Below are 24,655 nucleotides of genomic sequence, written 5' to 3' on the forward strand. Positions count from 1 at the left end.
CGGAAAAAGAAAAGCCGTTCCCAATTAAGGAACGGCTTTTCACTTTTCACTAAACTTTATTATATTTAAAAACAGTATTTTCCTTCTGCTTTTACTTTCTCGGCAATTTCTTTACGTAAATCAACGATATCTGGGAAGTTTGTATATTTAGTAAAACGTTTTAAGCCCATAAGCATCATACGTTGTTCATCTCCTTCAGCAAAAGAAATAATACTTTCTTTTCCTTTTCCTTCTACAATATCTACGGCTTGATATAAGTATAATTTCGCCATAGCAATTTGTACGGATTGAGCTTCTTCACCAAAACGTTTAGCATTCTTCTCGGTTCTTAAAATCGTAGATTCAGCCATATAAATTTCAATTAGAATATCAGCAGCAGCTATTAACAACTGTTGGTGTTCTTCTAAATCCGGACCAAATTTTTGAACCGCAGCGCCAGCAACCATTAAAAAGGTTTTCTTTAACTTCTTAATCATTTCTTTTTCTTCTGAAAATAATTCAGAATAATCTGGCGTGTCAAATGAAGGGATACCCATTAATTCGTCTTGAACCGCTTGTGCAGGACCCAATAAATCTACGTGACCTTTCATGGCTTTCTTAACAAGCATGCCTACACACAACATACGGTTGATTTCGTTGGTGCCTTCGTAAATACGAGCAATTCGAGCATCTCTCCAAGCAGCTTCCATAGGTGTCTCTTCCGAGAATCCCATACCACCAAAAATTTGAATACCTTCATCAGCGGCATTTTGAACATCTTCAGAAACGGCTACTTTTAATATAGAACATTCAATGGCATATTCTTCTACACCTTTTAATTCAGACTCTTGGTGCGAATTTCCAGCCGCTTGACGCATGGCAATACGATCTTCAATATTTTTAGATGCACGGTATGTAGCCGATTCACCAGCATATGCATTTGCAGCCATCTCGGCTATTTTGATTTTAATAGCGCCAAAATCGGAAATACGCGTGTCAAATTGCTTGCGTTCGTTGGCATATTTAACAGCAGTCGTTAAAATACGACGTTGCGAATCTAAACAGGCAGCCGCTAACTTAATACGACCAATGTTAAGAGCATTCATAGCAATTTTGAAACCTTCGCCACGACCAGCCAACATGTTTTCAGCAGGTATAACCGTATCGCTAAAGAATACTTGACGTGTTGAACTTGCGCGAATACCTAATTTATGTTCTTCTTCACCTAAAGTGATACCATTTGGATTTTCTTTGTCATATTCAACAATAAAACCCGTAATATTTTTGTCATCTTCAATACGCGCAAAAACAATCATTAAGCGACAGAACCCTGCGTTTGAAATCCACATTTTCTGACCATTAATTTTATACGATTTTCCATCTTCAGATAGGGTAGCGGTTGTTTTTCCAGAATTGGCATCTGATCCAGCGCCAGGCTCCGTTAAACAATAAGCACCAAACCATTCTCCTGATGCTAATTTAGGTACGTATTTTTGTTTTTGCTCTTCCGTTCCATAAAGTGTAATTGGCATGGTACCAATTCCAGTATGTGCACCAAAAGCGGTACTAAAAGAACCTGTTCCACTTGAAATATAGTCGCAAGTTAATACAGTTGAAACAAAGCCCATACCCATTCCGCCATATTCTTCAGGAACGGCAACGCTTAAAAAGCCCATATCACCAGCTTTTTTCATAACTTCTTCCGTTAGCGCAAAATCTTTTGCCTCAAAACGGTTTTTGTGTGGTATGATTTCTCGGTCGTTAAATTCTTGAACCGATTCTTTCATCATGGTTTGTTCTTCTGAAAAATCTTCAGGAGTAAACACATCTTCGCAATTCGTTTCTTTTACAAGAAATTGACCGCCTCTTAATATATCTTTTTCCATAGGCCTCTCCCAACCCTCTCCAGAGGAGAGGGCTTTTATAGGGTATTTTAAATTATATTATTTATATTTTTTTATTACTACTAATTTTATTTTCCCCTATGGGGAAATGCCGAAGGCAAAGGGGCCTTCTATTTCAAAAATTCAAATATCCCACAAGCACCCTGACCGGTTCCAACACACATAGTTACCGCGCCATATTTGCCAACCATATTACGTTTGCGCATTTCATCAAAAAGCTGAACTGATAATTTTGCACCTGTACAACCCAATGGGTGACCTAATGCTATGGCACCACCATTGACATTCACGATATCAGGATTCAGATTTAATTCTCTGATAACGGCTAATGATTGTGAAGCAAAAGCCTCGTTCAATTCAATAAGCTCCAAATCTGATTGTTTTAAACCTGCTTGTTTTAATGCTTTTGGAATAGCTTTTACAGGACCAATTCCCATAAGACGAGGTTCAACACCTGCAGCTGCATAATTAACAAGGCGAGCAATTGGTTCTAAACCTAATTCTTTAACCATGTCCTCACTCATAACCATAACAAATGCAGCACCGTCACTCATTTGTGATGAGTTTCCAGCTGTAACACTACCGCCAGCTGCAAAAACCGCGCGTAATTTTGACAAAGCTTCGATACTTGTTCCAGCACGTGGACCTTCATCTTTTGTTACCGTGTAAGATTTATTCGCTTTTTTACCATTTTCATCTACATAAGTTTGTTCAACTGTAATAGGCACAATTTGATCTTGAAAACGATTTTCAGCTTGTGCACGTAAAGCTTTCATGTGCGAGTAGAATGAAAACTCATCTTGATCTTCACGTGAAACGTTGAATTTTTTTGCTACCGCTTCTGCTGTATTTCCCATTCCCCAATAATAATCCTCATGACCAGCTTTTACTAAATCATAATTTAATTCGGGTTTAAAACCTGACATAGGTACTGAACTCATGCTTTCTGCACCACCAGCAATAATACAATCGCCCATACCTGCTTGAATTTTTGCCGTTGCCATCCCAATTGTTTCTATACCAGAAGAACAAAAACGGTTAACAGTAACACCAGGAACATCTACGATATCTAATCCCATTAAAGAGATTAAACGCGCCATATTTAAGCCTTGCGCGCCTTCTGGCATGGCATTTCCAACCATAACGTCATCAATGCGTTTTGGATCCAATTGCGGCAGTTCTTTCATCATATATTTGATGGTTTCTGCAGCTAATTCGTCCGTTCTTTTAAATCTGAACACGCCTTTTGGTGCTTTCCCAACGGCTGTTCTGTATGCTTTTACTATATATGCTTGTTTCATAAGCCTCTCCCTAACCCTCTCCAAGGGAGAGGGAACTGTAACGGGTTATATTTTAAAATTCAACTTCATTTTATATTAATTCCTCTCAAATTCTCCCCTTTGGGGAGATGCCTTTAGGCAGAGGGGCTTTCTAATTCCTTAACGGTTTCCCAGTCTTCAACATATGTTGAATTCTCTCAAGTGTCTTACGTTCTGTACATAAAGATAAAAACGCTTCACGTTCTAAATCCAATAGGTATTGCTCGCTCACCATGGTTGGTTCAGATAAATCGCCACCAGCCATAACGTATGCTAGTTTGTTGGCAATTTTCATATCGTGTTCACTAATGTAATTACTGTCTTCCATAGCATCGGTTCCTACTAAAAACATACCCAAGGCTTGTTTTCCAAGAACTTGAACATCGGTTCTTTTAATAGGTTGTGTATAACCGATATCCGCCATTAATTTAGCCTGTTGTTTAGCAACCGCTATTTGACGATCTTTGTTTACAACTACCAAATCTTTTCCGTGTTGTAAAACACCTAAATCGAAAGCTTCATAAGCAGACGTAGATACTTTTGCCATAGCAATTGTTAAGAAATACTCTTGTAAGGTGTTTAATTGAACGTCACCTTTCTTAAAAGTATCTGAAGCGCGTAAGGCCATTTCTTTAGAACCACCTCCGCCAGGAATAACCCCAACACCAAATTCTACTAGTCCCATATAAGTTTCTGCGGCAGCAACTACTTTGTCTGCGTGTAGAGATATTTCACAACCACCACCTAAAGCCATGCCGTGAGGTGCTGAAATAGTTGGGATAGACGAATAGCGCATACGCATCATCGTGTCTTGGAAATATTTGATAGCAGCGTTTAATTCATCATATTCTTGTTCGGCAGCCATCATGAAAATCATACCGATGTTTGCACCTACAGAGAAATTAGGGCCTTGATTTCCAATAATTAATCCTGCGAAATCTTTTTCAGCTAAATCAATAGCTTTATTGATGCCCACTAATACGTCACCACCAATGGTGTTCATTTTACTTTGGAATTCACAATTCAGGATTCCATCACCTAAATCTTCAATAACAACACCCGAGTTTTTAAAAACTTCATTAGATTTTCTAATGTTATCTAAAATGATAAAGGCATCTTGTCCAGGTATTTTTTCTTGTGATTTTTTTGGAATATCATAAAAATAGCTCGCACCATTTTTAATTGTATAAAATGACTTGTTGTCGGAAGCAATCATATCATTAACCCAAGAAGCAGGTTCAAAACCTTCCGCTTTCATAATAGCAATTCCTTTTTCAACACCAACAGCATCCCAAATTTGGAATGGTCCATGTTCCCATCCAAAACCAGCTTTCATGGCATCGTCAATTTTATATAATTCGTCTGTTATTTCAGGAATTCGGTTGGACACATAAGCGAACATAGCCGCAAAGTTTTTTCTGTAAAATTCACCTGCTTTATCTTTTCCTGAAACTAAAATAGGAAAACGATCTACTACTTTATCTACTGTTTTGGTTAATTCAAGCGTGGCAAATCTGGCAGATTTTTTTTCGCGATATTCAAGCGTATCTAAATCTAAAGACAAGATATCACTGCTACCATCCTTATTTCTAACTTTTTTATAAAAACCTTGACCTGTTTTACTACCTAGCCATTTGTTTTCCATCATTTTGTCGATGAAACCAGGAAGTTTAAAAAGTTCGTGAGCTTCATCTTCTGGGCAGTTTTCATAAATACCATTAGCAACATGCACTAAAGTATCTAAACCAACCACATCCACTGTACGGAAGGTTGCCGATTTTGGTCTCCCAATAACTGGTCCTGTTAATTTATCAACTTCTTCAATGGTTAAACCAAATTCTTTTACTTGATGGAATAAACTTTGAATACCAAATATCCCAATACGGTTTCCAATAAATGCTGGTGTATCTTTAGCAATAACAGATGTTTTACCCAAGAATTTTTCACCATAATCACTTAAGAAATCTAAAACATTTTGAGATGTTTTTGGGCCAGGAATAATTTCAAATAACTTTAAATAACGTGCTGGATTGAAAAAGTGTGTTCCACAGAAATGCTCTTGAAAATCGTCGCTGCGACCCTCACTCATAAAGTGAATTGGAATCCCAGATGTGTTAGAAGTAATTAACGTTCCTGGCGTTCTGAATTTCTCCAAGTTTTCAAAAACTTGTTTCTTAATATCTAGGCGTTCTACAACAACTTCAATAATCCAATCAACCTCTTTTATTTTTGAAATATCATCTTCTAAATTTCCCGTCGTGATACGATTGGCAAATTTTTGGTGATAAATAGGGGAGGGTTTCGATTTTAAAGCGGCTGCTAACGATTCATTAACAATGCGATTTCTAACTACTTTATCTTGTAAAGTTAGTTTTTTAGCTTCTTCGGTAGCGTTTAATTCTCTAGGAACAATGTCTAATAAAAGTACATCAACACCAATATTGGCAAAATGGCAAGCAATACCGCTTCCCATAATTCCAGAACCTATAACTGCTACTTTTTTTATTCTTCGTTTAGTCATGTTATTTTGAAATATGTTCTTTTTGATTGTAAATTTTCTTGTTCGATATCATGTTATTAATAATATCAGAAACTTCATAAAAGTGATCCAGTTTTTCTGGTGGCACATTTTTTCGAATGGCCTCATTAAAGGTTAAAACCTTTTCTCTAGAATAGGCGCGTTTTTCACGTCCAAATTCTGTGAGGTGAATAATAACACCACGACCATCTTCTGGGTTTGGTCTGCGTTCTATTAACCCCTTTTCTTGCATGGATTTTAAGGTTCTAGAAAGGCTAGTAGCTTCCATACCCATTTTCGGACCCAAAGAGGTGGATGCCGTGCCGTGTTCGGGATCAATACTTAATAATGCAAAACCTGTAGCCATACTAGTTTCAAATTTTGCTGCCTCTTCGTTATACATTTTATTTATTGCTAACCACGTGGTCCTAAATATATAATCGATGGTTTTATCCTTCATATTTACTTGTTCGAATTCCAAATATAGTAAAAATTTATTATGCACGCATAACAAATTGTAAAATTTTTATATGAGAAGCGTATAAAAAAAACTCCCAATTTATTTGGGAGTTTTTTAATTACGGTCGGTATATTTTTTCAATAAGATCTTTATAAATTTCTTTAATAATCTTTCGTTTCATTTTCATGGTTGGCGTTAAATGCCCACCTTCAATTGTCCATGGATCTGGTGTGATTTCAAATCTTTTAATTTGTTCCCAATGTCCAAATTTTTTGTTTGCCACATCAATTTCTTCTTGAATGCGTTCTAGCAATTCGGGATTGGAAGCAATCTCGGATTGCGAATTAAATGAGATATGATGTCTTTTAGCCCATTCCTGAACAAAGTCATAATTAATTTGAATAAGTGCTGCTGGCATTTTTTCGCCTTCACCTATTACCATAATCTGTTCAATAAAACGTGATTGTTTAAATTCGTTTTCTAAAAGGGCAGGAGCCACATATTTCCCGCCAGAGGTTTTAAAAATCTCTTTTTTTCTATCTGTTATTTTTAAGAATCCATCCGCATCTATTTCGCCAATGTCGCCTGTATGGAAATAACCATCCGTCATAACTTCAGTCGTTTTTTCAGGTTCTTTATAGTAACCTATCATAACATTAGGACCTTTTACTAAAATTTCGCCATCCTTGGCTATTTTTACGTGAACATTATCAATGACTTTTCCTACGGTTCCAACTCTAAAGCCTCCATCTCTTTCATCATTTACGGCAATTACAGGTGAAGTTTCCGTTAAACCGTAACCTTCCATGATAGGCATTTCAGCAGCTGCAAAAACACGCGTTAATCGTGGTTGTAATGCCGCACTTCCCGAGACCATTAAATCTAATTTCCCACCTAAGCCTTCTTTCCACTTACTGAAAATAAGTTTTCTGGCTAATTTTAGTTGGGTTTCATACCACCAACCGTTGGCGCCGTATGGTTCATATTTTAAACCTAAATCTACAGCCCAAAAGAAAAGCGCTTTTTTAATGCCGGTAAGTTCACTTCCTTTAGCAACTATTTTGTCATATACCTTTTCATATAAACGAGGAACAGCCGTCATTACGTTTGGTTGAATTTCTTTTAAATTGTCGCTCATTTTTTCAATGGATTCGGCAAAATAAATTTCAACACCACAGTATTGATATAAATAAAGAATCATACGTTCAAAAACATGACAAACGGGCAAAAAGCTCAAAGATTTCGAATTTCCGTAATCAAATGGAACGCGTTTTTCACTATCTAAAACATTGGAAACTAAATTTCTATGAGACAACATCACGCCTTTAGGTCTTCCGGTGGTTCCAGATGTATAAATTAAAGTCGCTAAATCATCAGTGATGACTGCAGCTTTTCTGGCATCAACTTCATCTTGATTGCTGGTATCTTTTCCTAATTCTAAAATATCTCTCCAACTATTTTCATTAGCAACATCATCAAATGTATAAACGCCTTTTACATTCGTACTATCTTTTATGGGGTTCAATTTCTCTAAAATCCCTGTATCGGATACAAAGCAATAGATGGCTTCTGAATGATTCAGAATATATTCATAATCTTCTTTGGAAATAGTAGGGTAAATCGGTACGTTTTGAGCACCAATTTGTAAAATTCCAATGTCCATAACATTCCACTCATTTCTATTTGTAGTTGAAATGACGGCTATTTTATCATTTGGTTGCACACCTAAACGCAACAAACCACGACTTATAGCATTTGCTTGATTTACATAGTCCTGTGAGGAAAGTGATTCCCATTTTCCATTGTATTTGGATGTTAACGCCTTATCTAAATTATAGGTTTCCAATTGGTGATAGGGAAAATCAAAAATTCGGGTGATTTTGTGCATAGGAATTAATTGTGTATAGTTTGGCAAATTAAGAAAAGGAATGCTTATTTAATAAGATTCCTAAAAAAACACCGTATTAATATTGTTTTTTATAATTTATCCAAACTAAAAGGTTGTTTTATAGTTAATTGTAATGTGAAAGTTTGATTTGTGTTTTTTATTCTTACAAGGATATTATCATATTATGATGAGACGTTTTCTATTTTTTAAATTAAAATCCGCTACATTTTAGATATAACCGTCGTAAGAAGTAATAAAGATACGAAAGTAGCACTATAATTTAAAGCAAAAATATCAATTTAAAGGTGCTATTTAAGATACAATGAGGGATTGAATCTTAAATCAGCCCGTTATAATTATGTATTTTTGCACCGGATTAAAAAATCAATATGATTAAGAAACATGTTAAACGCCTTTCCTTTATAGTTGTAATACTTTCTCACCTGGTGTTTTTAGTTGCCATTTTATTAGAACATCAAAATAGCCCATTTGTTGTTGGGTTTATTATTTTGGTGTTTGCACTTCTTTTTATTACGTATAAAAAAACACCATTAAGTTCGGGTAATCATTTTTTGGAACATGTTTTAACCATTGCATTTGTATTCTTTGGAGCTATTGCAACCTATGCTTTATATATGTTGTTTGGGTTAAGCAGTGTTTTAGCGGCGAGTTTAGTAGGTTTGGTGGTAAGTTTTCTTCCTAATTTATTTAAAAAAAGCAAACTAATTCAGGGAATGCCAACAGCAGTTTACTGTGGTACATTTGTAGGAATGACTAATATTAGTATAGCTCCTGATTATATATTTATAACATTAGCAAGTTTTATTTCTGGTTTGTTACTAATTGGAACGAAAAATACTTTTCATGGTGTTGGCGGAAAACTGGGAACATTGGCATTTGGAGGCGTTGCTGTTGCATTTTTTATTACTTTATTAATTGCTAAATGGGTATAGAGCATATTATTTTGCTAGTAGCCGGCGGGTTATCTTCGTTAATCACTTTTGTTTTACATGTAAAATTTAATCAAGGCACGGTTAGAGCATCTGCTTTGGTTGGTGTTTTATCAGGTTTATTTGTCTTGGTATTTCCAAACTTGTTATCAGCTTATTTAATTGAAAATTTACCTTTGGTTTGCTTTGGTGCTTCTTTTACGGGTATGGTTTCTTCTAATGTGTTATCAAATTACGTTTTAGTGGCGCTTTCTGGAGTTGTTTTTACTATTATATTTTTTAATGCTAGCTCCTTTTTCAACGGTTTTGGTGGCGGTTTAGGTTCAGCAGCATGTATTGCGCTGTTAGTAACGTTAAGTATTCCTATTCTGAAGAAAAAAGGTAAATTAAGTAATGGTTTTTTACTTTTGAAAAAACAAATGAAAGGAAAACTTAAAAAGAAAAAATAAGTTATTTTCAGATGCTTATAAATTAATATTTTGAAATGGAAAAAGTGGTTTAAGAACACGTTCTCAAACCACTTTTTTATAATTATAGTATTTGTTTTTACTTGTTTTGTGCTTCAATCCAAACTCGGGCATTCCCAAAAGCTTCTAACCAAGGCGACACGTCATCCTTTCTATCTGACGGATAATGAGCCCAATTCCAAGGGAATGTAGATCGCTCAATATGCGGCATGGTTACCAAATGTCTACCTGTTTTGTCACACATCATGGCTGTGTTAAAATCGGAGCCATTAGGATTTGCTGGATAGCCATCATAGCCATATTTGGCTACAATGTTGTATTGATCTTCGGATTCTGTTAATTTAAAGTTCCCTTCACCATGCGAAATCCAAACACCCAATTTACTGCCTTCTAATGAAGACAACATAACGGAATTGTTTTTCTTAATTTCAACAGATGTAAAGCCACTTTCATGCTTATGAGATTCGTTATAGGTTAATTTTCCATGATTTTCATGCTCTGGATTTACCAGTGCTAATTCCATGAAAAGTTGTGCGCCATTACAAATACCAACAGAAAGGGTGTCTTTTCTTTTGAAGAAATTCTTTAAAGCGATATTCGCTTTTTCATTGTATAAAAATGCACCAGCCCAACCTTTAGCCGAACCTAATACATCTGAATTTGAGAATCCACCTACTGCGCCTATAAATTGGATTTCTTCTAAATTTTCACGACCTGAAATCAAATCCGTCATATGCACATCTTTCACATCAAATCCTGCTAAATACATAGCATTTGCCATTTCACGCTCGGAATTGGATCCTTTTTCGCGCAAAATTGCGGCTTTTGGGCGCGATTGACCCGTACGGCTTGAATTGTCCAATTTACCAGTGAAATGAGCAGGGAATTTAAATTCCAACGGTTGCTTTTTGTAATTATCAAATCGGTCTTGAGCTAAACCATTTGCTGTTTGTTTTTGATCGAGTAGAAAGGAGGTTTTAAACCAAACATCACGTAATCTAGAAACGGTTAGTACAAATACTTCGTTATTATTTATAATGCTTAAAACATCGCTTTCTTGAACCGTTCCAATATTTAGGAAGTCAATTTTAGCATCTTTTAAAATTTGTTCAACCGTGTGATCTTTCGCTTGAAAAACAATTCCTGAATTTTCAGCAAATAATACTTTAATAGAATCTTTCTGATTTAAAGCAGTAATATCTAATTCAGCACCTAAATTCGTATCTGCAAAGCACATTTCTAATAAAGTTGTAATCAATCCGCCAGAAGCCACATCGTGTCCCGCCAGAATTTTATCATCTTTTATTAAAGATTGCATGGTGTTGAAAACGTTTTTTACATAATCAGCACTTTGCACATTTGGCGTTGTATTACCAACCTTATTCATTATTTGCGCAAAAGAACTACCACCTAAATGAAATTCATCTTGTGAAATATTTATATAATAAATGTTTCCGCCCTGTTTTTGAAAAACAGGTTCAACCACTTTCGTAATATCATTACAGTTTCCTGCTGCCGAAATAATAACCGTTCCGGGAGAAATAACCTCTTCATTTGGGTATTTCTGCTTCATAGAAAGTGAATCTTTTCCTGTTGGAACATTAATTCCTAAACCAATTGAAAACTCGGATACAGCTTGTACAGCTTCATAAAGTCGAGCATCTTCACCTTCATTTTTACAAGGCCACATCCAGTTTGCAGATAATGAAACACTTTTTAAACCATCTTTTAAAGGCGCCCAAACTAAATTGGTCAAGGATTCTGTAATCGCGTTTCTACTTCCTGCCGTAGGACTAATTAATCCAGAAATTGGCGCATGACCAATAGAGGTTGCCACACCTTCTTTACCTTTATAATCCAGTGCCATAACACCAACATTATTTAGCGGTAATTGCAAAGGTCCCGCACATTGTTGTTTGGCAACTTTTCCACCTACACAACGGTCTACTTTATTAGTTAACCAATCTTTACAAGCAACAGCTTCTAATTGAAGAACTTGCTCTAAATAGTCTTGAAATTTGTTGTAATCATAAGAAATGCCACCATAATTTCTATCAATGGTTTTATCTGTCATGATGGTTTTTGGTGAACTACCAAACATATCTTCTAATGCGAAATCCATTGGTTTTTCACCGGTAGTTTTCGATTCAAAAGTAAATCGGTCGTTTCCTGTAACATCTCCAACCGTATACATGGGCGAACGCTCACGATCGGCAATTTTTTGAAGGGTTTCAATATGTTTCTGTGCAATAACCAAGCCCATACGTTCTTGGGATTCGTTTCCAATTATTTCTTTAGCAGATAGGGTAGGGTCACCTACAGGTAATTTATCTAAATCGATGTTTCCACCAGTTTCCTCTACTAATTCTGACAAACAATTTAAATGCCCTCCCGCACCATGATCATGAATAGAAACGATAAAGTTTTCTTCACTTTCTACCATACCACGAACCGCGTTGGCAGCACGTTTTTGCATTTCTGGATTGGAACGTTGTACGGCATTTAATTCAATGCCACTTGAAAACTCGCCCGTATCTGCAGATGAAACTGCTGCGCCACCCATACCGATGCGGTAATTTTCACCACCAAGAATAACGATTTTATCGCCTACTTTAGGTTTGTCTTTTATGGCTTGATCTGCTTTTCCGTAGCCAATTCCGCCTGCTTGCATGATAACTTTATCATAACCTAACTTTCTAATAGATCGTGATTCACCGTTTATAATGGTGCTTTCCGTTTCGTCATGTTCAAAAGTTAATACAGAACCACAGATAAGCGGTTGACCGAATTTGTTTCCAAAGTCCGATGCACCATTACTCGCTTTTATTAAAATATCCATAGGAGTTTGATACAACCAAGGTCTAGCTTGCATTTTTTGTTCCCAAGGACGCGTTTCTTCTAAACGCGAATAAGACGTCATATAAACAGCTGTTCCGGCCAATGGTAAAGATCCTTTACCACCAGCAAGCCTATCGCGAATTTCGCCGCCAGCACCCGTTGCAGCGCCATTAAAAGGTTCTACGGTAGTAGGGAAGTTATGCGTTTCTGCTTTTATAGAAATAACAGAATCAAAATCTTTAACTTGATAAAAATCAGGTTTATCAGCCGTTTTTGGCGCAAACTGCTCTACGCGTGGACCTTTTACAAAAGCCACATTATCTTTATAAGCCGAAACAATATCGTTAGGAAATTGTTTCGATGTTTCTTTAATTAATTTGAAAAGTGAGGTTGGTTTTTCTTCACCATCAATTACAAATGTGCCATTAAATATTTTATGACGACAGTGTTCAGAATTCACTTGTGAGAAACCAAAGACTTCAGAATCGGTTAATGGTCTACCAATTTTTTTTGAAACACCTTCAAGATATTCAATTTCTTCAGCATTTAAAGCCAAACCTTCTTGTTGGTTATAAGCCGAAATATCTTCAATTTTCAGAATAGGTTCTGGTTGAATATTAATGGTGAAAGATTCTTGATTCAGTCCATTATATTTTTCAGAAATCATGGGATCAAAATCTTTAAAATCTTCAGAAGTCGCTTGAAATTCTTCAATACGAATAATGCCTTCAATTCCCATGTTTTGGGTAATTTCCATGGCATTGGTACTCCAAGGCGTAATCATGGCAGCACGTGGTCCAACAAAAAAAGCATCCAAAGATGCTTGATCTATTTTTGGCTGGTTGCCAAAAAGCCACACCAATTTAGATATGGTTTCTGTTGATAATTCTTTTGTTGCTTGAACAGCGAATACGTTACTGTTTTGGTTTCCGAAGAAATGAATCATTATATAGATATTAAAGTTGTGTTTAAAAATGTAAATTTACTTTTTTTCAGTGTAATAAGCGCTATTTACATTCTTGAAAATAGTTAGTTATTCACGCTGTTATTAACCAAAAAAAAAGCGACTCGTTAAAGTCGCTTTCAAATTTATTTTTTAATAAGTTTCTTACTTATAATTTTTTGATCTTGTTGCAGCCTTATAATATAAACGCCACTGCTCAAAGATTCCGTATTGATAGTGTTATCCGTTTTATTAATAACTTGCGACAGTACTTTTTTACCAAGCAAGGTATAAATATCAATTTGCGTGTCTTTAGGATTTAGTAATTTGATATTCAGCGAATTTTTAACAGGATTAGGATAAATATCGATTTTTGAAATTGAGAAGTCATCCGTACTTAAGTTGGAATAACATGTCCAAGACAAATCATCGAAAATAACTCTGTTACCTGTAGAACTATTTCCATCTATAACAATTGAAACAGTTCCTTCTATATTAATTGCAGGAGTTGTAACTGTTTGTGTAATATCTTGTTCTCCATAGGCAATAGTACCCACAATGGTTCCATTTACTTTTAAGTTAAAAGTTCCGGCAGATCCTCCAAATACACGTTTTGTTGTTACGGTTAGGACTCCAATACCTCCAGAAGAAGTAGGAGCTGTTAAAACGCCATCTCTTATAGCAATAGCTTTATTATTTAAATTTTGATCGGTACGTGCATCTGTAGCTGACCACGTTCCACCATTATCCCCAATCCAACTTCTCGCCGTGTAAGAACTCGGGCTATCCGTTGGAATGTTTTCAAAAGACTCATCTAGACAATCGGTTCCAGTACCATTATCTGTTGTAGTTTCACAAGCTTGGTTGCTAAAGCCGGATTGGTTTCCAGCAGCATCTTTCGCTTTAATTGTGAAACAATATTCTGTTGCAGCTAATAAACCAGTTACGGTAGAATTTGAAGTCGTTGCATTGGAATTAAGAACGCCATCCACATAAATATCATAAGATGTTACGCCAATATTATCTGTTGCAGATGTCCAAGTTACATATATTGAATTGTCTGTAGGATTTGATGCTACCAAATTAGTTGGAGCAGTTGGAGCTTCAGTATCTGGATTAGGATTCCAAATCATATTAGCATATTCTGGATGATCTACAAACGGATTCGCATTACCTTGAAATTTGTAAGCAGCATTGTTTCTATCTCTTTCTCTTTGATCTACTGGATCAACATTATAATGCCAATCTAAAAGCATATCAACAGCCCAAGGGAAAAATACTTGATCATTACTACCGTTAAACATGTCAAAGCTCGTATAGCCATCAACGGTGTCTTCATAACGCGTAGCGAAATATAATAAAGCGCGTGCTATATCACCTTTAAATTCATCTATTGGTTCAAACATAGTACCAGAATATCCCGGGACTGCACTTGATCCTCTTTTAGATCCATTAAGAGATGTTAAATTTGGGACAGCAACATTTCCGAAAGGGAAACTACCTCTATAATTATTTACTCTACAATCTGTTGGTATAACGTGGTGAATATCACTTTGCATTGGATAACCACTGCTAAAAGAAGATTGCGGGATTAAATGTTCTCTATTATAACAATCGCCTTCAGAGTTTTGATTGCCACCCTCATCTACATTATGTGTGAAATTATAAGGATCTGGACCGTTAGGATTTTCAGAATAAAAGTCTAAAACAGTTCCATCGTTTTCATAATTATTTCCAGAAGATACATTGACATCAGAATGCGTGTCAACATAACCTTGAGAGTTTGCAATCCCTGCACCATCATATAATTGATCATATGATCTTGGCGTGTGGCCATTTGCAGTTATGTTTTTTAATTGTGTTTTTAGGGCATATCCTGTTCCTGTTGCAGAATTATAATAACCTGCAGGAATTTGGGCTGATGCACTTAATGAAAACACAAGTGCTAAAATAAAGTAGATTTGTTTCATAATTTTTAATTTTTCTTTTCAAGTAAAGCCATATAAAATCCATCGAAACCGCATTTTGAAGCCAATACTTTTTTGTCTTTAATAAATGTGAAATCTTTTCCAGATTCTGAAGCTAAAAATGTTTCCACCTGTTTTTGGTTTTCACTTGGTAATACCGAACACGTAGCATAAACCATTTGACCACCAGGTTTAACAATTTTACAATATTGTTGTAGAATTTCCTGTTGCGTTTTCTTTATTTTCTCTAAAAATTCAGGTTCCAATTTCCATTTGGCATCTGGATTTCTGCGTAAAACACCTAATCCTGAACAAGGCGCATCAATTAAAACGCGATCTGCCTTGTCATACAATTTCTTGATAACTTTAGTAGAATCTATATGTCTTGGTTCAATGTTGTGCGCACCATTTCTTTTGGCACGACGCTTCAATTCATTTAATTTGTTGGCATAAATATCTAAAGCGATAATTTGTCCTTTATTTTCCATTAAAGAGGCCAAATGCAAAGTTTTTCCACCAGCTCCAGCGCAGGTATCAACCACACGCATACCAGGTTCTACATTTAAAAATTCCGCTACCAATTGTGAAGACGCATCTTGAACTTCAAAATGCCCATTTTTAAACGCATCTGTTGTAAAAACATTGGCACGCTCTTTTAGTCTTAAAGCATTTGGATATTCCTTTATGAAATCGGTTTCAATTTCTAAATCGAATAACTCTGCTTGTAGTTTTTCTTTAGTCGTTTGAAGTGTATTAACACGTAAAACAACATCGGCTTGCTCATTTAATGCAGCAATTTCAGTGGTCCATGCAGCTTCACCTAATTCTTTAACGCCCAATTCATCCATCCAATCTGGAATAGATTCTTTGAATTTTCTAATTTTAGATAATTCATCAAAACGCCCTTTTATTTTACGACTTGGTGTGTTTTCAAAATACTTCCAATCTGGTAATTTAATGCCTTTTAATGTTGCCCAAACAGCAAACATGCGCCAAATATCATCACGGCTAAAAGGCTCTTTTACTTCTGCAATTTCAGCGTATAAGCGCTTCCATCTTACCATGTCGTATGTCGTTTCGGCAACAAAACCACGATCGCGACTTCCCCAACGCTTATCGCGTTTTAAAAGCTGTTGAATAACTTTATCAGCGTATTTCCCTTCGTTAAATATAAGTGTTAAACCGTCAACAACGGCAAAACATAAGTTTCTATGTAATCGCATTCTTTATTTATGTACAGTATTCCGCTGTTGTTTTATAAACTTTAAACGGCATACCATTTGGTTATTTATTAGCTTGCAAAGGTACACAAAGTTTATTTCTTTAAGAGTTTATCTAATAATTCGTTTAGCTTTTCTATTTTTATCAAAAATTACCAGCCATGAGATATTTCAGTTTATTACTAGTGTTATTAACCATTTTAGCCTGTAAAAAGGAAGAGAAAAAACCACAAACAGGTATTTCAAAAGTGGAAATACAAACCATTTTAGAAGATTCGACTTTAAGTATTCGTGCTTTAGAAATTTTAGACAAAAATAGTTTGGCATTCGCAGCTAATAAAAATACCTATGGATTATATAATTCAGAAGCCGGAGAATGGCTAATTTCAGAACAAGCTCATGATTCCTTGTCTCTAGAATTTCGCGCTATTGCCAATAATTCCGAAGATTTTTTCATGTTAAGTGTCGGCAATCCGGCATTATTATTTAAAACATCCAATACAGGAAACATGGAATTGGTTTATAAGGAAGAACATGAAAAGGTGTTTTATGATGCCATGAAATTTTGGAATAAACGAGAGGGAATTGCTATTGGTGATGCAACCGATAATTGTTTAAGTATTATTATTACCAGAGATGGTGGCAACAATTGGGAGAAAGTTCCCTGTGATATTAAGTGGTTGCCAGATGCTACAAATGGTGCTGCTGCATTTGCAGCCAGTAATACAAATATTGTAATAAAAGGTTCTAAAACCTGGATCGCAACAGGAGGCATAGTGAGTACAGTTTTATACTCTGGCGATAAAGGAAAAACTTGGGAGGTTTTTAAAACGCCAATTGTACAAGGAATTGAAACCACTGGTATGTATTCTATGGATTTTTATGATGAAAATACAGGCTTTGCCATAGGCGGCGATTATACTAAACCGGATGATAATACAGCCAATAAAATACGCACTATGGATGGAGGAAAAACTTGGGAAATAATTGGAGAGAACCAAGAGCCAGGATACCGAAGCTGTGTGCAGTATGTTCCAAACCGTGATGGTCAGGAATTAGTAACTGTTGGTTTTAAAGGTATGGATTACTCTAAAGATAATGGCGCTACGTGGACGCATATTTCGGACGAAGGTTTTTATTCCATTCGCTTTTTAAATGATACTATAGCTTACGCTTCGGGACAGGGCAGAATAAGTAAATTAGTTTTTAAGAGATAAAAAAAGCAGCCAATTGGCTGCTTTTATTTTAGGATGACTTTTTTGAATTACCATGTCTGTTTTTATATTCTTCAAACATTTTTCGTTTAAAATCGTCTTCTACTTTTTTAAGTGAAATGACTTTTTTTGCAGGTAAAACGGTTTGCAAATTGGTCATGTATTTTTGATATAAGCGATATCTTTTTTCATACAATTGCTCCATTTCTTTAATTAATGCTTTGGCATCTTTTTCTGAAATTTTATCAACGTCTATATCTTTTCTTTTATCTGAAACATCATCGCGTAACGCACTATAATCATCTTCAAACTTATTATAAATAGGCCAAAAATTTTGTGCTTCCGTTTGTGTCAGATTTAATTTTTCAGTGATATAGGCTACTTTTAAGGTTTTTATTTTTTCGTGATGATTATCTGGTTTTTGAGCAAAACTTATGGCGCTAAAAAAAACAGTGGCTAATATTAAGGTGATTTGCTTCATAATATTTTTTTTTAATCTTATTTAAAATCTTCCAAATCGGAATTGTTGTACAAATAACTTTCTAATGACACATCACTTAAAGCTTCATTATAAATAGCGTTTTCGAAAGCTGCTGGATCTGTGATAAGGTTGTTGAATTCAGAAGGTTCATAATCATTTGAAATAATGTAATTTTCAATACTATCATTATCTAAAGATGAAAAGCTAACCGTTTTATTGAAATCTGGCAAACTGATAACGATTATGGCAATTGCGGCAACACTAGCAGCGTATAACCACGTTTTTTTAGAAAACAATGGAATGACTTTCGGTTCTGGTTTTGCTTCAGAAAAAATATCTCCTTTTGAAATTTTAAAGGTTTCAAAATAGTTTTCTGGAACGCTAAAACCGGCCGTTTTACTTTTTTCTAGAATGGCTATTTCAATCAATAAAGTGCTTTCAAAATCCTGAAAATAAGTATCCGGAGTTTTAAACCCTGATTTTTTGATAGTATGTAATTTACTGTTTTTCATTACTCTTTGGACTTCAGTTTCTTAAAAAGGTTTAATCGTTTAGAAGAAAGGCTTCTACTTTTTTAACGGCAATATGGTAAGACGACTTTAAAGCGCCTTCACTGGTCTCTAAAATTTCAGCCATATCTTTATATTTTAATTCTTGAAAATACTTCATGTTAAAAACTAATCGCTGTTTTTCTGGTAATGTGGCAATGGCACGTTGTAATTTAATCTGAATTTCTTCACCTTCAAAATACACATCAGCTTCCAGATTAGCAATGGCCATATCTTGAACTTCCTCATTGCTTATTTGCATTTGCTTGGCACGATTACTAATAAATGTTAATGATTCGTTTGTGGCAATACGATACATCCATGAAAAAAGTTTGCTATCACCTTTGAAATTTCCAATATTTCTATAAATTTTTATGAAGGTATTCTGTAGAACATCATCTGCATCGTCATGCGATTTCACGATATTTCGAATATGCCAATATAAACGCTCTTTGTATTGCGTCACCAATTCATTGAAAGCAGGTTCACGGTTGCTTTCAGATTTTAAATCGGCAATTAATTGGGTTTCGGCGTTCACTTATCGATTTTAACTTTAGACTAGCTTAAGTTAAAAAAGTTTAATGAGAATGTTGGAAGTTATTGACAATAAGAGTTTATTGATTTTTTAAAAAAAGAATATGAACTATTTCTAAATGGTTTAATCAAAACTTTGTAAGTCTACCAACCTGCGGTAGGTTCCATTTTTAGCCATGAGTTCAGTATGTGCTCCTTGTTCCACTATTTCACCGTGTTTCATAACCACAATAAGATCTGCGTTTTGAATGGTAGATAAGCGATGCGCAATAACAATGGATGTTCTATTTTTCATCATGTTTTCCAAAGCAATTTGCACTAAACGTTCACTTTCGGTATCTAAAGCCGAAGTAGCTTCATCCAGAATCATAATAGGTGGATTTTTTAAAACAGCTCTGGCAATACTTAAACGTTGTTTTTGGCCACCAGAGAAATTATTTCCTGCGTCACCAACATTTGTATAAACACCTTGAGGCAATTCTTGCACAAACTCCCATGCATTGGCAATTTTTAAAGCGTCAATAATTTCTGCATCCGTGGCATCTGGTTTTCCAATGGCAATATTGTTTTTAATGGTATCGTTGAAAAGAATAGAGTCTTGTGTAACTAATCCCATCAGGTCGCGTAATGACTTTTTAGTCATGTTCTTGATGTCGACGCCATCTATAGAAATGCTACCTTCATTTACATCATAAAATCTCGTCACTAAATTGGCTATGGTGCTTTTTCCGCTTCCAGATTGGCCAACAAGCGCCACTGTATTGCCCTTATCTACTTGTAGACTAAAGTTTTTAAGAACGTATTCGTTATCATATTTAAAAGAAATATTATTTACAGAAACATGTTGTTTGAATTCTTCTAAAATTACAGCATCCGGATTATCTCGCATATTGTCCTCTTCATGTAAGATTTCGAAAACACGATCTGCCGCTGCCATCCCATTTTTTACCTTATAACTGGCTTTACTAATAGCTTTTGCAGGCGTTAAAATACCATAAGCAAGTAGCATAAATCCTATAAATGTGGTGCCTTCAATTACTTGATCTATAAGCACTAATTTCCCACCATACCATAATAAAACAGCAATGGTAATAATTCCTAATATTTCGCTTACCGGACCCGCCAAATTGTTTTTAAGCCCGATGCTATTGGATAATTTTAAAAGTTTATCGGCTGATTCTCTAAAATTACTTTTGAAAATAGGTTCAGCATTATAACTTTTTACAATTTTAAGCCCTGTTAACGTTTCTTCAACTATTGAAATTAAGCGTCCAGATTCTTGTTGTGCAGTCAGCGATTGACTTTTTAGTCTTTTTCCGATTCTTGAAATTATAAACCCAGCCGTTGGAATAAAAATTAGAACAAATAATGATAAGCGCCAATTTATATAAAACATGGTTCCTAAAGCGAATACAATGTTCAAGGGTTCTCTAACTACTAATTCTAAAACAATAAATAGCGAGTTTTGCATTTCGCCAATGTCACCTAAAATTCGAGCCATGACATCGCCTTTTTGTCGTTTAGAGTAAAATTTTAAAGGAAGATTAATAATATTATCATACATATCATTTCGCAAATCGGTTAAGACACCGTTTTTTAAATACATAAGATGTTGACTGGCAAAATACCCAAATAAGTTTTTAAGTGCGAAAGTGGAAATCACTATAGAGATTACTATTAACAAAGCCATCTGGGCGTTATTGGTATCTAAATAGTTGCTAATATGATAATTTAGCAAGTCATTAGCATAATTCTTTAAATCGCCGATTCCATTCCAAATAGGTTCTTTTGTTACGCGATTCGTTTTGTCAAATAAAACATTTAACATCGGAATCAAGGCCACAAAGGAAAGAGTCGTGAATAATGCATTTAGAATGTTAAAAATCACGTTTAAAACTACGTGTTTTTTAAATTTCTTTATGAATGGTAATAGCTGAATTGTAATTTTTTTCATTCTGTAATCTTCATATCTTTGATAATGGCATCCATTTTAGCTTCTAATGCGGTTTCTGTAGCTATAAAATTAGACACATTATCTAAAGTGGTGTTTACGCTAATATAATATTTAATTTTAGGCTCTGTTCCACTTGGTCTTAAAGCTATTTGACTGCCGTCTTCAGTATAATAAATAAGCACATTGGATTTTGGAACGCTAATTGGTTCGGTTTTGCCAGTTTTAATATTTTTAGTTACCGATAATTGATAATCTTCTATTTTTAAAACTTTAGAACCATTGACCATTTTCAAAGGATTCTCACGAGCTTCAACCATCATTTGCTTGATTTCTTCAGCACCTTCAATTCCTTTTTTAGTAATGGATATGAGACGTTCTTTATAAAAGCCATGTGTTATATACATGTTAATCAGTTCTTCATAAACTGAACTACCTTTAGCTTTCGCTTGGGCAGCTATTTCACAAGCCAGTAGGGTAGCGGTAACGGCATCTTTATCACGAACGAAATCACCAACCATAAACCCGAAACTTTCTTCCCCACCACCAATAAAATCGAGTGCGGGAAAGTCTTTAATCATTTTGGCAATCCACTTAAAACCGGTTAAGCCAATTTTGCATTCTACCTCATAAGCTTTGGCTAATTCCGTCATCATAGGTGTAGAGACAATAGTGGATCCTATAAATTCTTTTCCTTTAATTTTATTTGATTTTTGCCATTGCTTCAGCAAAAACTCCGTCATGATTACCATGGATTGGTTGCCATTTAGCAAAATCATGTTATTATCTAAATCTCTAACAGCAATTCCAATGCGGTCGCTATCAGGATCTGTTCCAATAACTATATCTGCATGGACTTTTTCTGCCAGTTCCAAAGCCATTTTTAAAGCCGCAGGTTCTTCCGGGTTTGGCGATTTAACCGTTGGAAAATCACCATCTGGCTTGGCTTGTTCTGCAACAATATGAACTTGATTATAGCCCGCACGTTTTAAAGTATCCGGAATAATAGTAATAGATGTGCCATGCAATGAGGTGAAAACAATATTGAGATTGTCCTTCGCTTTTTGGTCTGTATTAAAACTACCATTTTTTACGGATGCATCTATAAATACATTATCGACTTCTTCACCTATAATATGAATTAAAGATTCTTTAGCTTCAAAGTTGATTTCGGAATACTTTAAGCGATTAATTTCAGCAATAATTTCGGCATCTTGTGGTGGCACTAATTGTCCACCATCTTGCCAATATACCTTAAACCCATTGTATTCTGGAGGATTGTGTGATGCTGTTAAAACAATTCCACAATGGCATTTTAAATATTTTAAAGTGAAAGATAACTCGGGTGTTGGGCGTAAATCTTCGAATAAGAAAACTTCGATATTGTTTGCCGAAAAAACATCAGCTACCAATTTGGCTAATGATTGGCTGTTGTGTCGGCAATCGAAAGCAATAGCTACTTTTATGGTTTCATTAGGGAAACTTTGTTTTAGGTAATTGCTTAAACCTTGGGTGTTTTTTCCTAAAGTATATTTATTAATGCGGTTGGTTCCAATTCCCATGATCCCGCGCATGCCGCCAGTTCCAAACTCCAAATCTTTATAAAAAGATTCTTGAAGATCATTGGGTTTGTTGGCCATTAAATTCTTTATATAATCTTGAGTTTCTGTATCAAAAGTAGGCGTTAACCACGTGTTTATGCGTTCTAGTAATTCTGGTTTAATATCTATCATAATAGTAGTAAATAGCACACAAAAGTGCGTAATTCAAAAAAAAATGCAGTTTTAGTACCTGCTTCTAAAATTTAAAAATGAAAAGACGATTGCTATATATTATCTTTTATTAAATAGCGTTTTCGATCTTCTTTAGTTCTTAAAATAATTTCACCTAAAAATCCGGCAACAAAAAATTGCGTTCCGATAATCATGGTAACTAAAGCGATATAAAATTGAGGTTTATCCGTAATTAGTCGCCCGTAAGGATTTAAAAACAGCTTATCAATTCCTAAATATATGGCGAAAACAAATCCGATAGCCAACATAATAACGCCAAGAGAACCAAATAAATGCATGGGTTGACGCCCGAATCTTGAAATAAACCAAATGGTTATTAAATCTAAAAAGCCATGAACAAAACGATCCATTCCAAATTTAGTTTCGCCATATTTCCGCGCTTGATGTTGAACCACTTTTTCGCCTATTTTGCTGAAACCCGCATTTTTAGCTAAAACGGGAATATAACGGTGCATTTCACCATTTACATCAATGTTTTTAACCACATTATGATGATAGGCTTTTAGTCCGCAGTTGAAATCATTCAGTTTAACACCAGAGGTTTTCCGGGCAGCCCAATTAAATAATTTAGAAGGCATATTCTTTGAAAGTACGGAATCGTAGCGTTTTTTCTTCCAACCCGAAACCATATCGAAGCCTTCAGAAATAATCATATTATAAAGATCGGGGATTTCTTCTGGATTATCTTGTAGATCGGCGTCCATGGTAATAATAACATCACCTTGCGCTTTTTCAAAACCAGCATGTAAGGCTTGCGATTTCCCAAAATTTCGTAAAAACTGAATCCCTTTTACAGCGCTATTTTTTTGTGATAGTTTCTGGATGGTTTCCCAAGAACCATCGGTGCTGCCATCATCAATAAAAAGTATTTCATACGAAAAATGATTGGATTGCATAACATTTGCAATCCAATCATGAAGCTCGTTTAAAGACTCTTTTTCGTTAAGTAGTGGTATGACTACTGATATATTCATGTATGTAAATTCATATTTGAAACATCAAAAGTAACGAAATTAATTAAGCTTCTATAGGTTCTTTTTTCACAACTAAAGCCACAATTAGTCCAACGACACTAAATCCGACTAATTGAAAAACGATACCTTGAAGAATATTTGTAAGAGAATACAAATTTTCTTGTTTTTGCATTTCTTCAACAATACCGGCTATTGATTCCTCTGGAGTTCCAAAACCACGCATCATTTCTACTTGAGTTTCAATAATTTTTTCTTGTAAAACAACAGAAGCTTCTTGATCAATGACATTGAAAATAACAAAACTTATTATAGAACTGATAACCAAACCAATTAAAATTGTTATAAAATAAGATGAAAATGCACCTTTAAAACTGATGAATCCGTTTAATAGCGCTTTTGATTTTATGGAAGACAGGACGCCTACTACAATTACTAATATCATAATTGCAACCCCAAACCACCATTTTGTGAATAAGTCCAGGTTTACAGCGTAGGCTAATACGGTTACTAAAGATAGAACGCCGCCTAAATAAAGTCCATAATTAATGGCAATAGATTTAGTCGTATTTGTGGTCATTGGGTTTGTAGTTGTTTCCATGTTTTTATATGTTTGAAATGGTTAAAAATAGTTAGTATTCAAATATATAAAAACGTTACAAAAAAAAGATGTTATAAATATTTTAAAAAAGTATTGCACAGTTATTAAA

At 35.0% G+C, this 24,655-nt stretch carries 18 protein-coding genes; 3 read left to right on the forward strand and 15 right to left on the reverse strand.

Annotated elements, in window-relative coordinates:
- Positions 1-65 precede the first annotated feature (65 nt).
- The 5 genes from ES674_RS10770 to ES674_RS10790 all read right to left on the reverse strand — a co-directional run bounded on the left by ES674_RS10770 (position 66) and on the right by ES674_RS10790 (position 8,068).
- The gene (locus ES674_RS10770) at positions 66-1,865 is read right to left on the reverse strand and encodes an acyl-CoA dehydrogenase family protein (protein ID WP_148404038.1); all 1,800 of its coding nucleotides are present in this window, start codon (positions 1,863-1,865) and stop codon (positions 66-68) included.
- Between the two features lie 128 nt (positions 1,866-1,993).
- Positions 1,994-3,184, reverse strand: a complete 1,191-nt coding sequence (locus tag ES674_RS10775; protein WP_148404039.1) for an acetyl-CoA C-acyltransferase — start codon at positions 3,182-3,184, stop codon at positions 1,994-1,996.
- A 130-nt stretch (positions 3,185-3,314) separates the two neighbouring features.
- Positions 3,315-5,723 (reverse strand): 3-hydroxyacyl-CoA dehydrogenase/enoyl-CoA hydratase family protein, encoded by a 2,409-nt coding sequence (locus tag ES674_RS10780; RefSeq protein WP_148404040.1) that lies wholly within the window; start codon positions 5,721-5,723, stop codon positions 3,315-3,317.
- Between the two features lies 1 nt (position 5,724).
- Positions 5,725-6,180, reverse strand: coding sequence for a MarR family winged helix-turn-helix transcriptional regulator (locus ES674_RS10785; protein ID WP_148404131.1), 456 nt, complete (start codon positions 6,178-6,180; stop codon positions 5,725-5,727).
- A gap of 118 nt (positions 6,181-6,298) precedes the next feature.
- Positions 6,299-8,068, reverse strand: coding sequence for an AMP-dependent synthetase/ligase (locus tag ES674_RS10790; protein ID WP_148404041.1), 1,770 nt, complete (start codon positions 8,066-8,068; stop codon positions 6,299-6,301).
- Positions 8,069-8,457: 389 nt separating this feature from the next.
- Here ES674_RS10790 and ES674_RS10795 point away from each other — a divergent pair, with 389 nt between their 5' ends.
- Positions 8,458-9,021: a hypothetical protein gene (locus ES674_RS10795; protein ID WP_148404042.1), complete on the forward strand. Its 564-nt coding sequence runs from the start codon at positions 8,458-8,460 to the stop codon at positions 9,019-9,021.
- A complete protein-coding gene (locus ES674_RS10800) occupies positions 9,012-9,467 on the forward strand; it encodes a hypothetical protein (protein WP_148404043.1) in 456 nt (151 codons plus the stop codon). The genes ES674_RS10795 and ES674_RS10800 overlap by 10 nt, the downstream gene beginning before the upstream one ends.
- Before the next feature lie 97 nt (positions 9,468-9,564).
- Here the strand turns inward: ES674_RS10800 and purL are convergent, their stop codons facing one another.
- The 3 genes from purL to ES674_RS10815 form a co-directional block, all read right to left on the reverse strand.
- A complete protein-coding gene (gene purL, locus ES674_RS10805; RefSeq protein WP_148404044.1) occupies positions 9,565-13,269 on the reverse strand; it encodes a phosphoribosylformylglycinamidine synthase in 3,705 nt (1,234 codons plus the stop codon).
- A 143-nt stretch (positions 13,270-13,412) separates the two neighbouring features.
- Positions 13,413-15,236: an endonuclease gene (locus ES674_RS10810; RefSeq protein WP_148404045.1), complete on the reverse strand. Its 1,824-nt coding sequence runs from the start codon at positions 15,234-15,236 to the stop codon at positions 13,413-13,415.
- 5 nt (positions 15,237-15,241) lie between these two features.
- Positions 15,242-16,456 carry an RsmB/NOP family class I SAM-dependent RNA methyltransferase gene (locus ES674_RS10815; RefSeq protein WP_148404046.1) on the reverse strand — a complete coding sequence of 405 codons (1,215 nt, stop codon included), beginning with the start codon at positions 16,454-16,456 and terminating at the stop codon, positions 15,242-15,244.
- A gap of 158 nt (positions 16,457-16,614) precedes the next feature.
- Here ES674_RS10815 and ES674_RS10820 point away from each other — a divergent pair, with 158 nt between their 5' ends.
- Complete coding sequence (locus ES674_RS10820; protein ID WP_148404047.1) at positions 16,615-17,670, forward strand: WD40/YVTN/BNR-like repeat-containing protein; 1,056 nt, start codon at positions 16,615-16,617, stop codon at positions 17,668-17,670.
- Positions 17,671-17,698: 28 nt separating this feature from the next.
- On the opposite strand, the gene ES674_RS10825 is transcribed toward ES674_RS10820, so the two are convergent.
- The 7 genes from ES674_RS10825 to ES674_RS10855 form a co-directional block, all read right to left on the reverse strand.
- Positions 17,699-18,148: a Spy/CpxP family protein refolding chaperone gene (locus tag ES674_RS10825; protein WP_148404048.1), complete on the reverse strand. Its 450-nt coding sequence runs from the start codon at positions 18,146-18,148 to the stop codon at positions 17,699-17,701.
- Positions 18,149-18,165: 17 nt separating this feature from the next.
- A complete protein-coding gene (locus ES674_RS10830; RefSeq protein ID WP_148404049.1) occupies positions 18,166-18,660 on the reverse strand; it encodes a hypothetical protein in 495 nt (164 codons plus the stop codon).
- A 31-nt stretch (positions 18,661-18,691) separates the two neighbouring features.
- The gene (locus ES674_RS10835) at positions 18,692-19,234 is read right to left on the reverse strand and encodes an RNA polymerase sigma factor (protein WP_148404050.1); all 543 of its coding nucleotides are present in this window, start codon (positions 19,232-19,234) and stop codon (positions 18,692-18,694) included.
- A gap of 120 nt (positions 19,235-19,354) precedes the next feature.
- Positions 19,355-21,184 carry an ABC transporter ATP-binding protein gene (locus tag ES674_RS10840; RefSeq protein ID WP_148404051.1) on the reverse strand — a complete coding sequence of 610 codons (1,830 nt, stop codon included), beginning with the start codon at positions 21,182-21,184 and terminating at the stop codon, positions 19,355-19,357.
- Positions 21,181-22,914, reverse strand: a complete 1,734-nt coding sequence (locus ES674_RS10845; protein WP_211359285.1) for a phospho-sugar mutase — start codon at positions 22,912-22,914, stop codon at positions 21,181-21,183. The genes ES674_RS10840 and ES674_RS10845 overlap by 4 nt, the downstream gene beginning before the upstream one ends.
- 92 nt (positions 22,915-23,006) lie before the next feature.
- Entirely contained in the window at positions 23,007-23,948 is a 942-nt protein-coding gene (locus tag ES674_RS10850) for a glycosyltransferase family 2 protein (protein WP_148404052.1), read from the reverse strand.
- Between the two features lie 43 nt (positions 23,949-23,991).
- Entirely contained in the window at positions 23,992-24,546 is a 555-nt protein-coding gene (locus tag ES674_RS10855) for a DUF4199 domain-containing protein (RefSeq protein WP_246126024.1), read from the reverse strand.
- Positions 24,547-24,655: the final 109 nt, after the last annotated feature.

Origin of the sequence: Bizionia myxarmorum, assembly GCF_008086205.1 — a bacterium.
GTDB lineage: Bacteria > Bacteroidota > Bacteroidia > Flavobacteriales > Flavobacteriaceae > Algorimicrobium > Algorimicrobium myxarmorum.

Coding starts and splice junctions, on each gene's coding strand:
- ES674_RS10820 (WP_148404047.1), top strand. CDS start 16,615: ATGAGATATTTCAGTTTATTACTAGTGTTATTAACCATTTTAGCCTGT.
- ES674_RS10770 (WP_148404038.1), bottom strand. CDS start 1,865: ATGGAAAAAGATATATTAAGAGGCGGTCAATTTCTTGTAAAAGAAACG.
- ES674_RS10775 (WP_148404039.1), bottom strand. CDS start 3,184: ATGAAACAAGCATATATAGTAAAAGCATACAGAACAGCCGTTGGGAAA.
- ES674_RS10850 (WP_148404052.1), bottom strand. CDS start 23,948: ATGAATATATCAGTAGTCATACCACTACTTAACGAAAAAGAGTCTTTA.
- ES674_RS10815 (WP_148404046.1), bottom strand. CDS start 16,456: ATGCGATTACATAGAAACTTATGTTTTGCCGTTGTTGACGGTTTAACA.
- ES674_RS10795 (WP_148404042.1), top strand. CDS start 8,458: ATGATTAAGAAACATGTTAAACGCCTTTCCTTTATAGTTGTAATACTT.
- ES674_RS10790 (WP_148404041.1), bottom strand. CDS start 8,068: ATGCACAAAATCACCCGAATTTTTGATTTTCCCTATCACCAATTGGAA.
- ES674_RS10830 (WP_148404049.1), bottom strand. CDS start 18,660: ATGAAAAACAGTAAATTACATACTATCAAAAAATCAGGGTTTAAAACT.
- ES674_RS10825 (WP_148404048.1), bottom strand. CDS start 18,148: ATGAAGCAAATCACCTTAATATTAGCCACTGTTTTTTTTAGCGCCATA.
- purL (WP_148404044.1), bottom strand. CDS start 13,269: ATGATTCATTTCTTCGGAAACCAAAACAGTAACGTATTCGCTGTTCAA.
- ES674_RS10785 (WP_148404131.1), bottom strand. CDS start 6,180: ATGAAGGATAAAACCATCGATTATATATTTAGGACCACGTGGTTAGCA.
- ES674_RS10810 (WP_148404045.1), bottom strand. CDS start 15,236: ATGAAACAAATCTACTTTATTTTAGCACTTGTGTTTTCATTAAGTGCA.
- ES674_RS10840 (WP_148404051.1), bottom strand. CDS start 21,184: ATGAAAAAAATTACAATTCAGCTATTACCATTCATAAAGAAATTTAAA.
- ES674_RS10845 (WP_211359285.1), bottom strand. CDS start 22,914: ATGATAGATATTAAACCAGAATTACTAGAACGCATAAACACGTGGTTA.
- ES674_RS10780 (WP_148404040.1), bottom strand. CDS start 5,723: ATGACTAAACGAAGAATAAAAAAAGTAGCAGTTATAGGTTCTGGAATT.
- ES674_RS10855 (WP_246126024.1), bottom strand. CDS start 24,546: ATGGAAACAACTACAAACCCAATGACCACAAATACGACTAAATCTATT.
- ES674_RS10800 (WP_148404043.1), top strand. CDS start 9,012: ATGGGTATAGAGCATATTATTTTGCTAGTAGCCGGCGGGTTATCTTCG.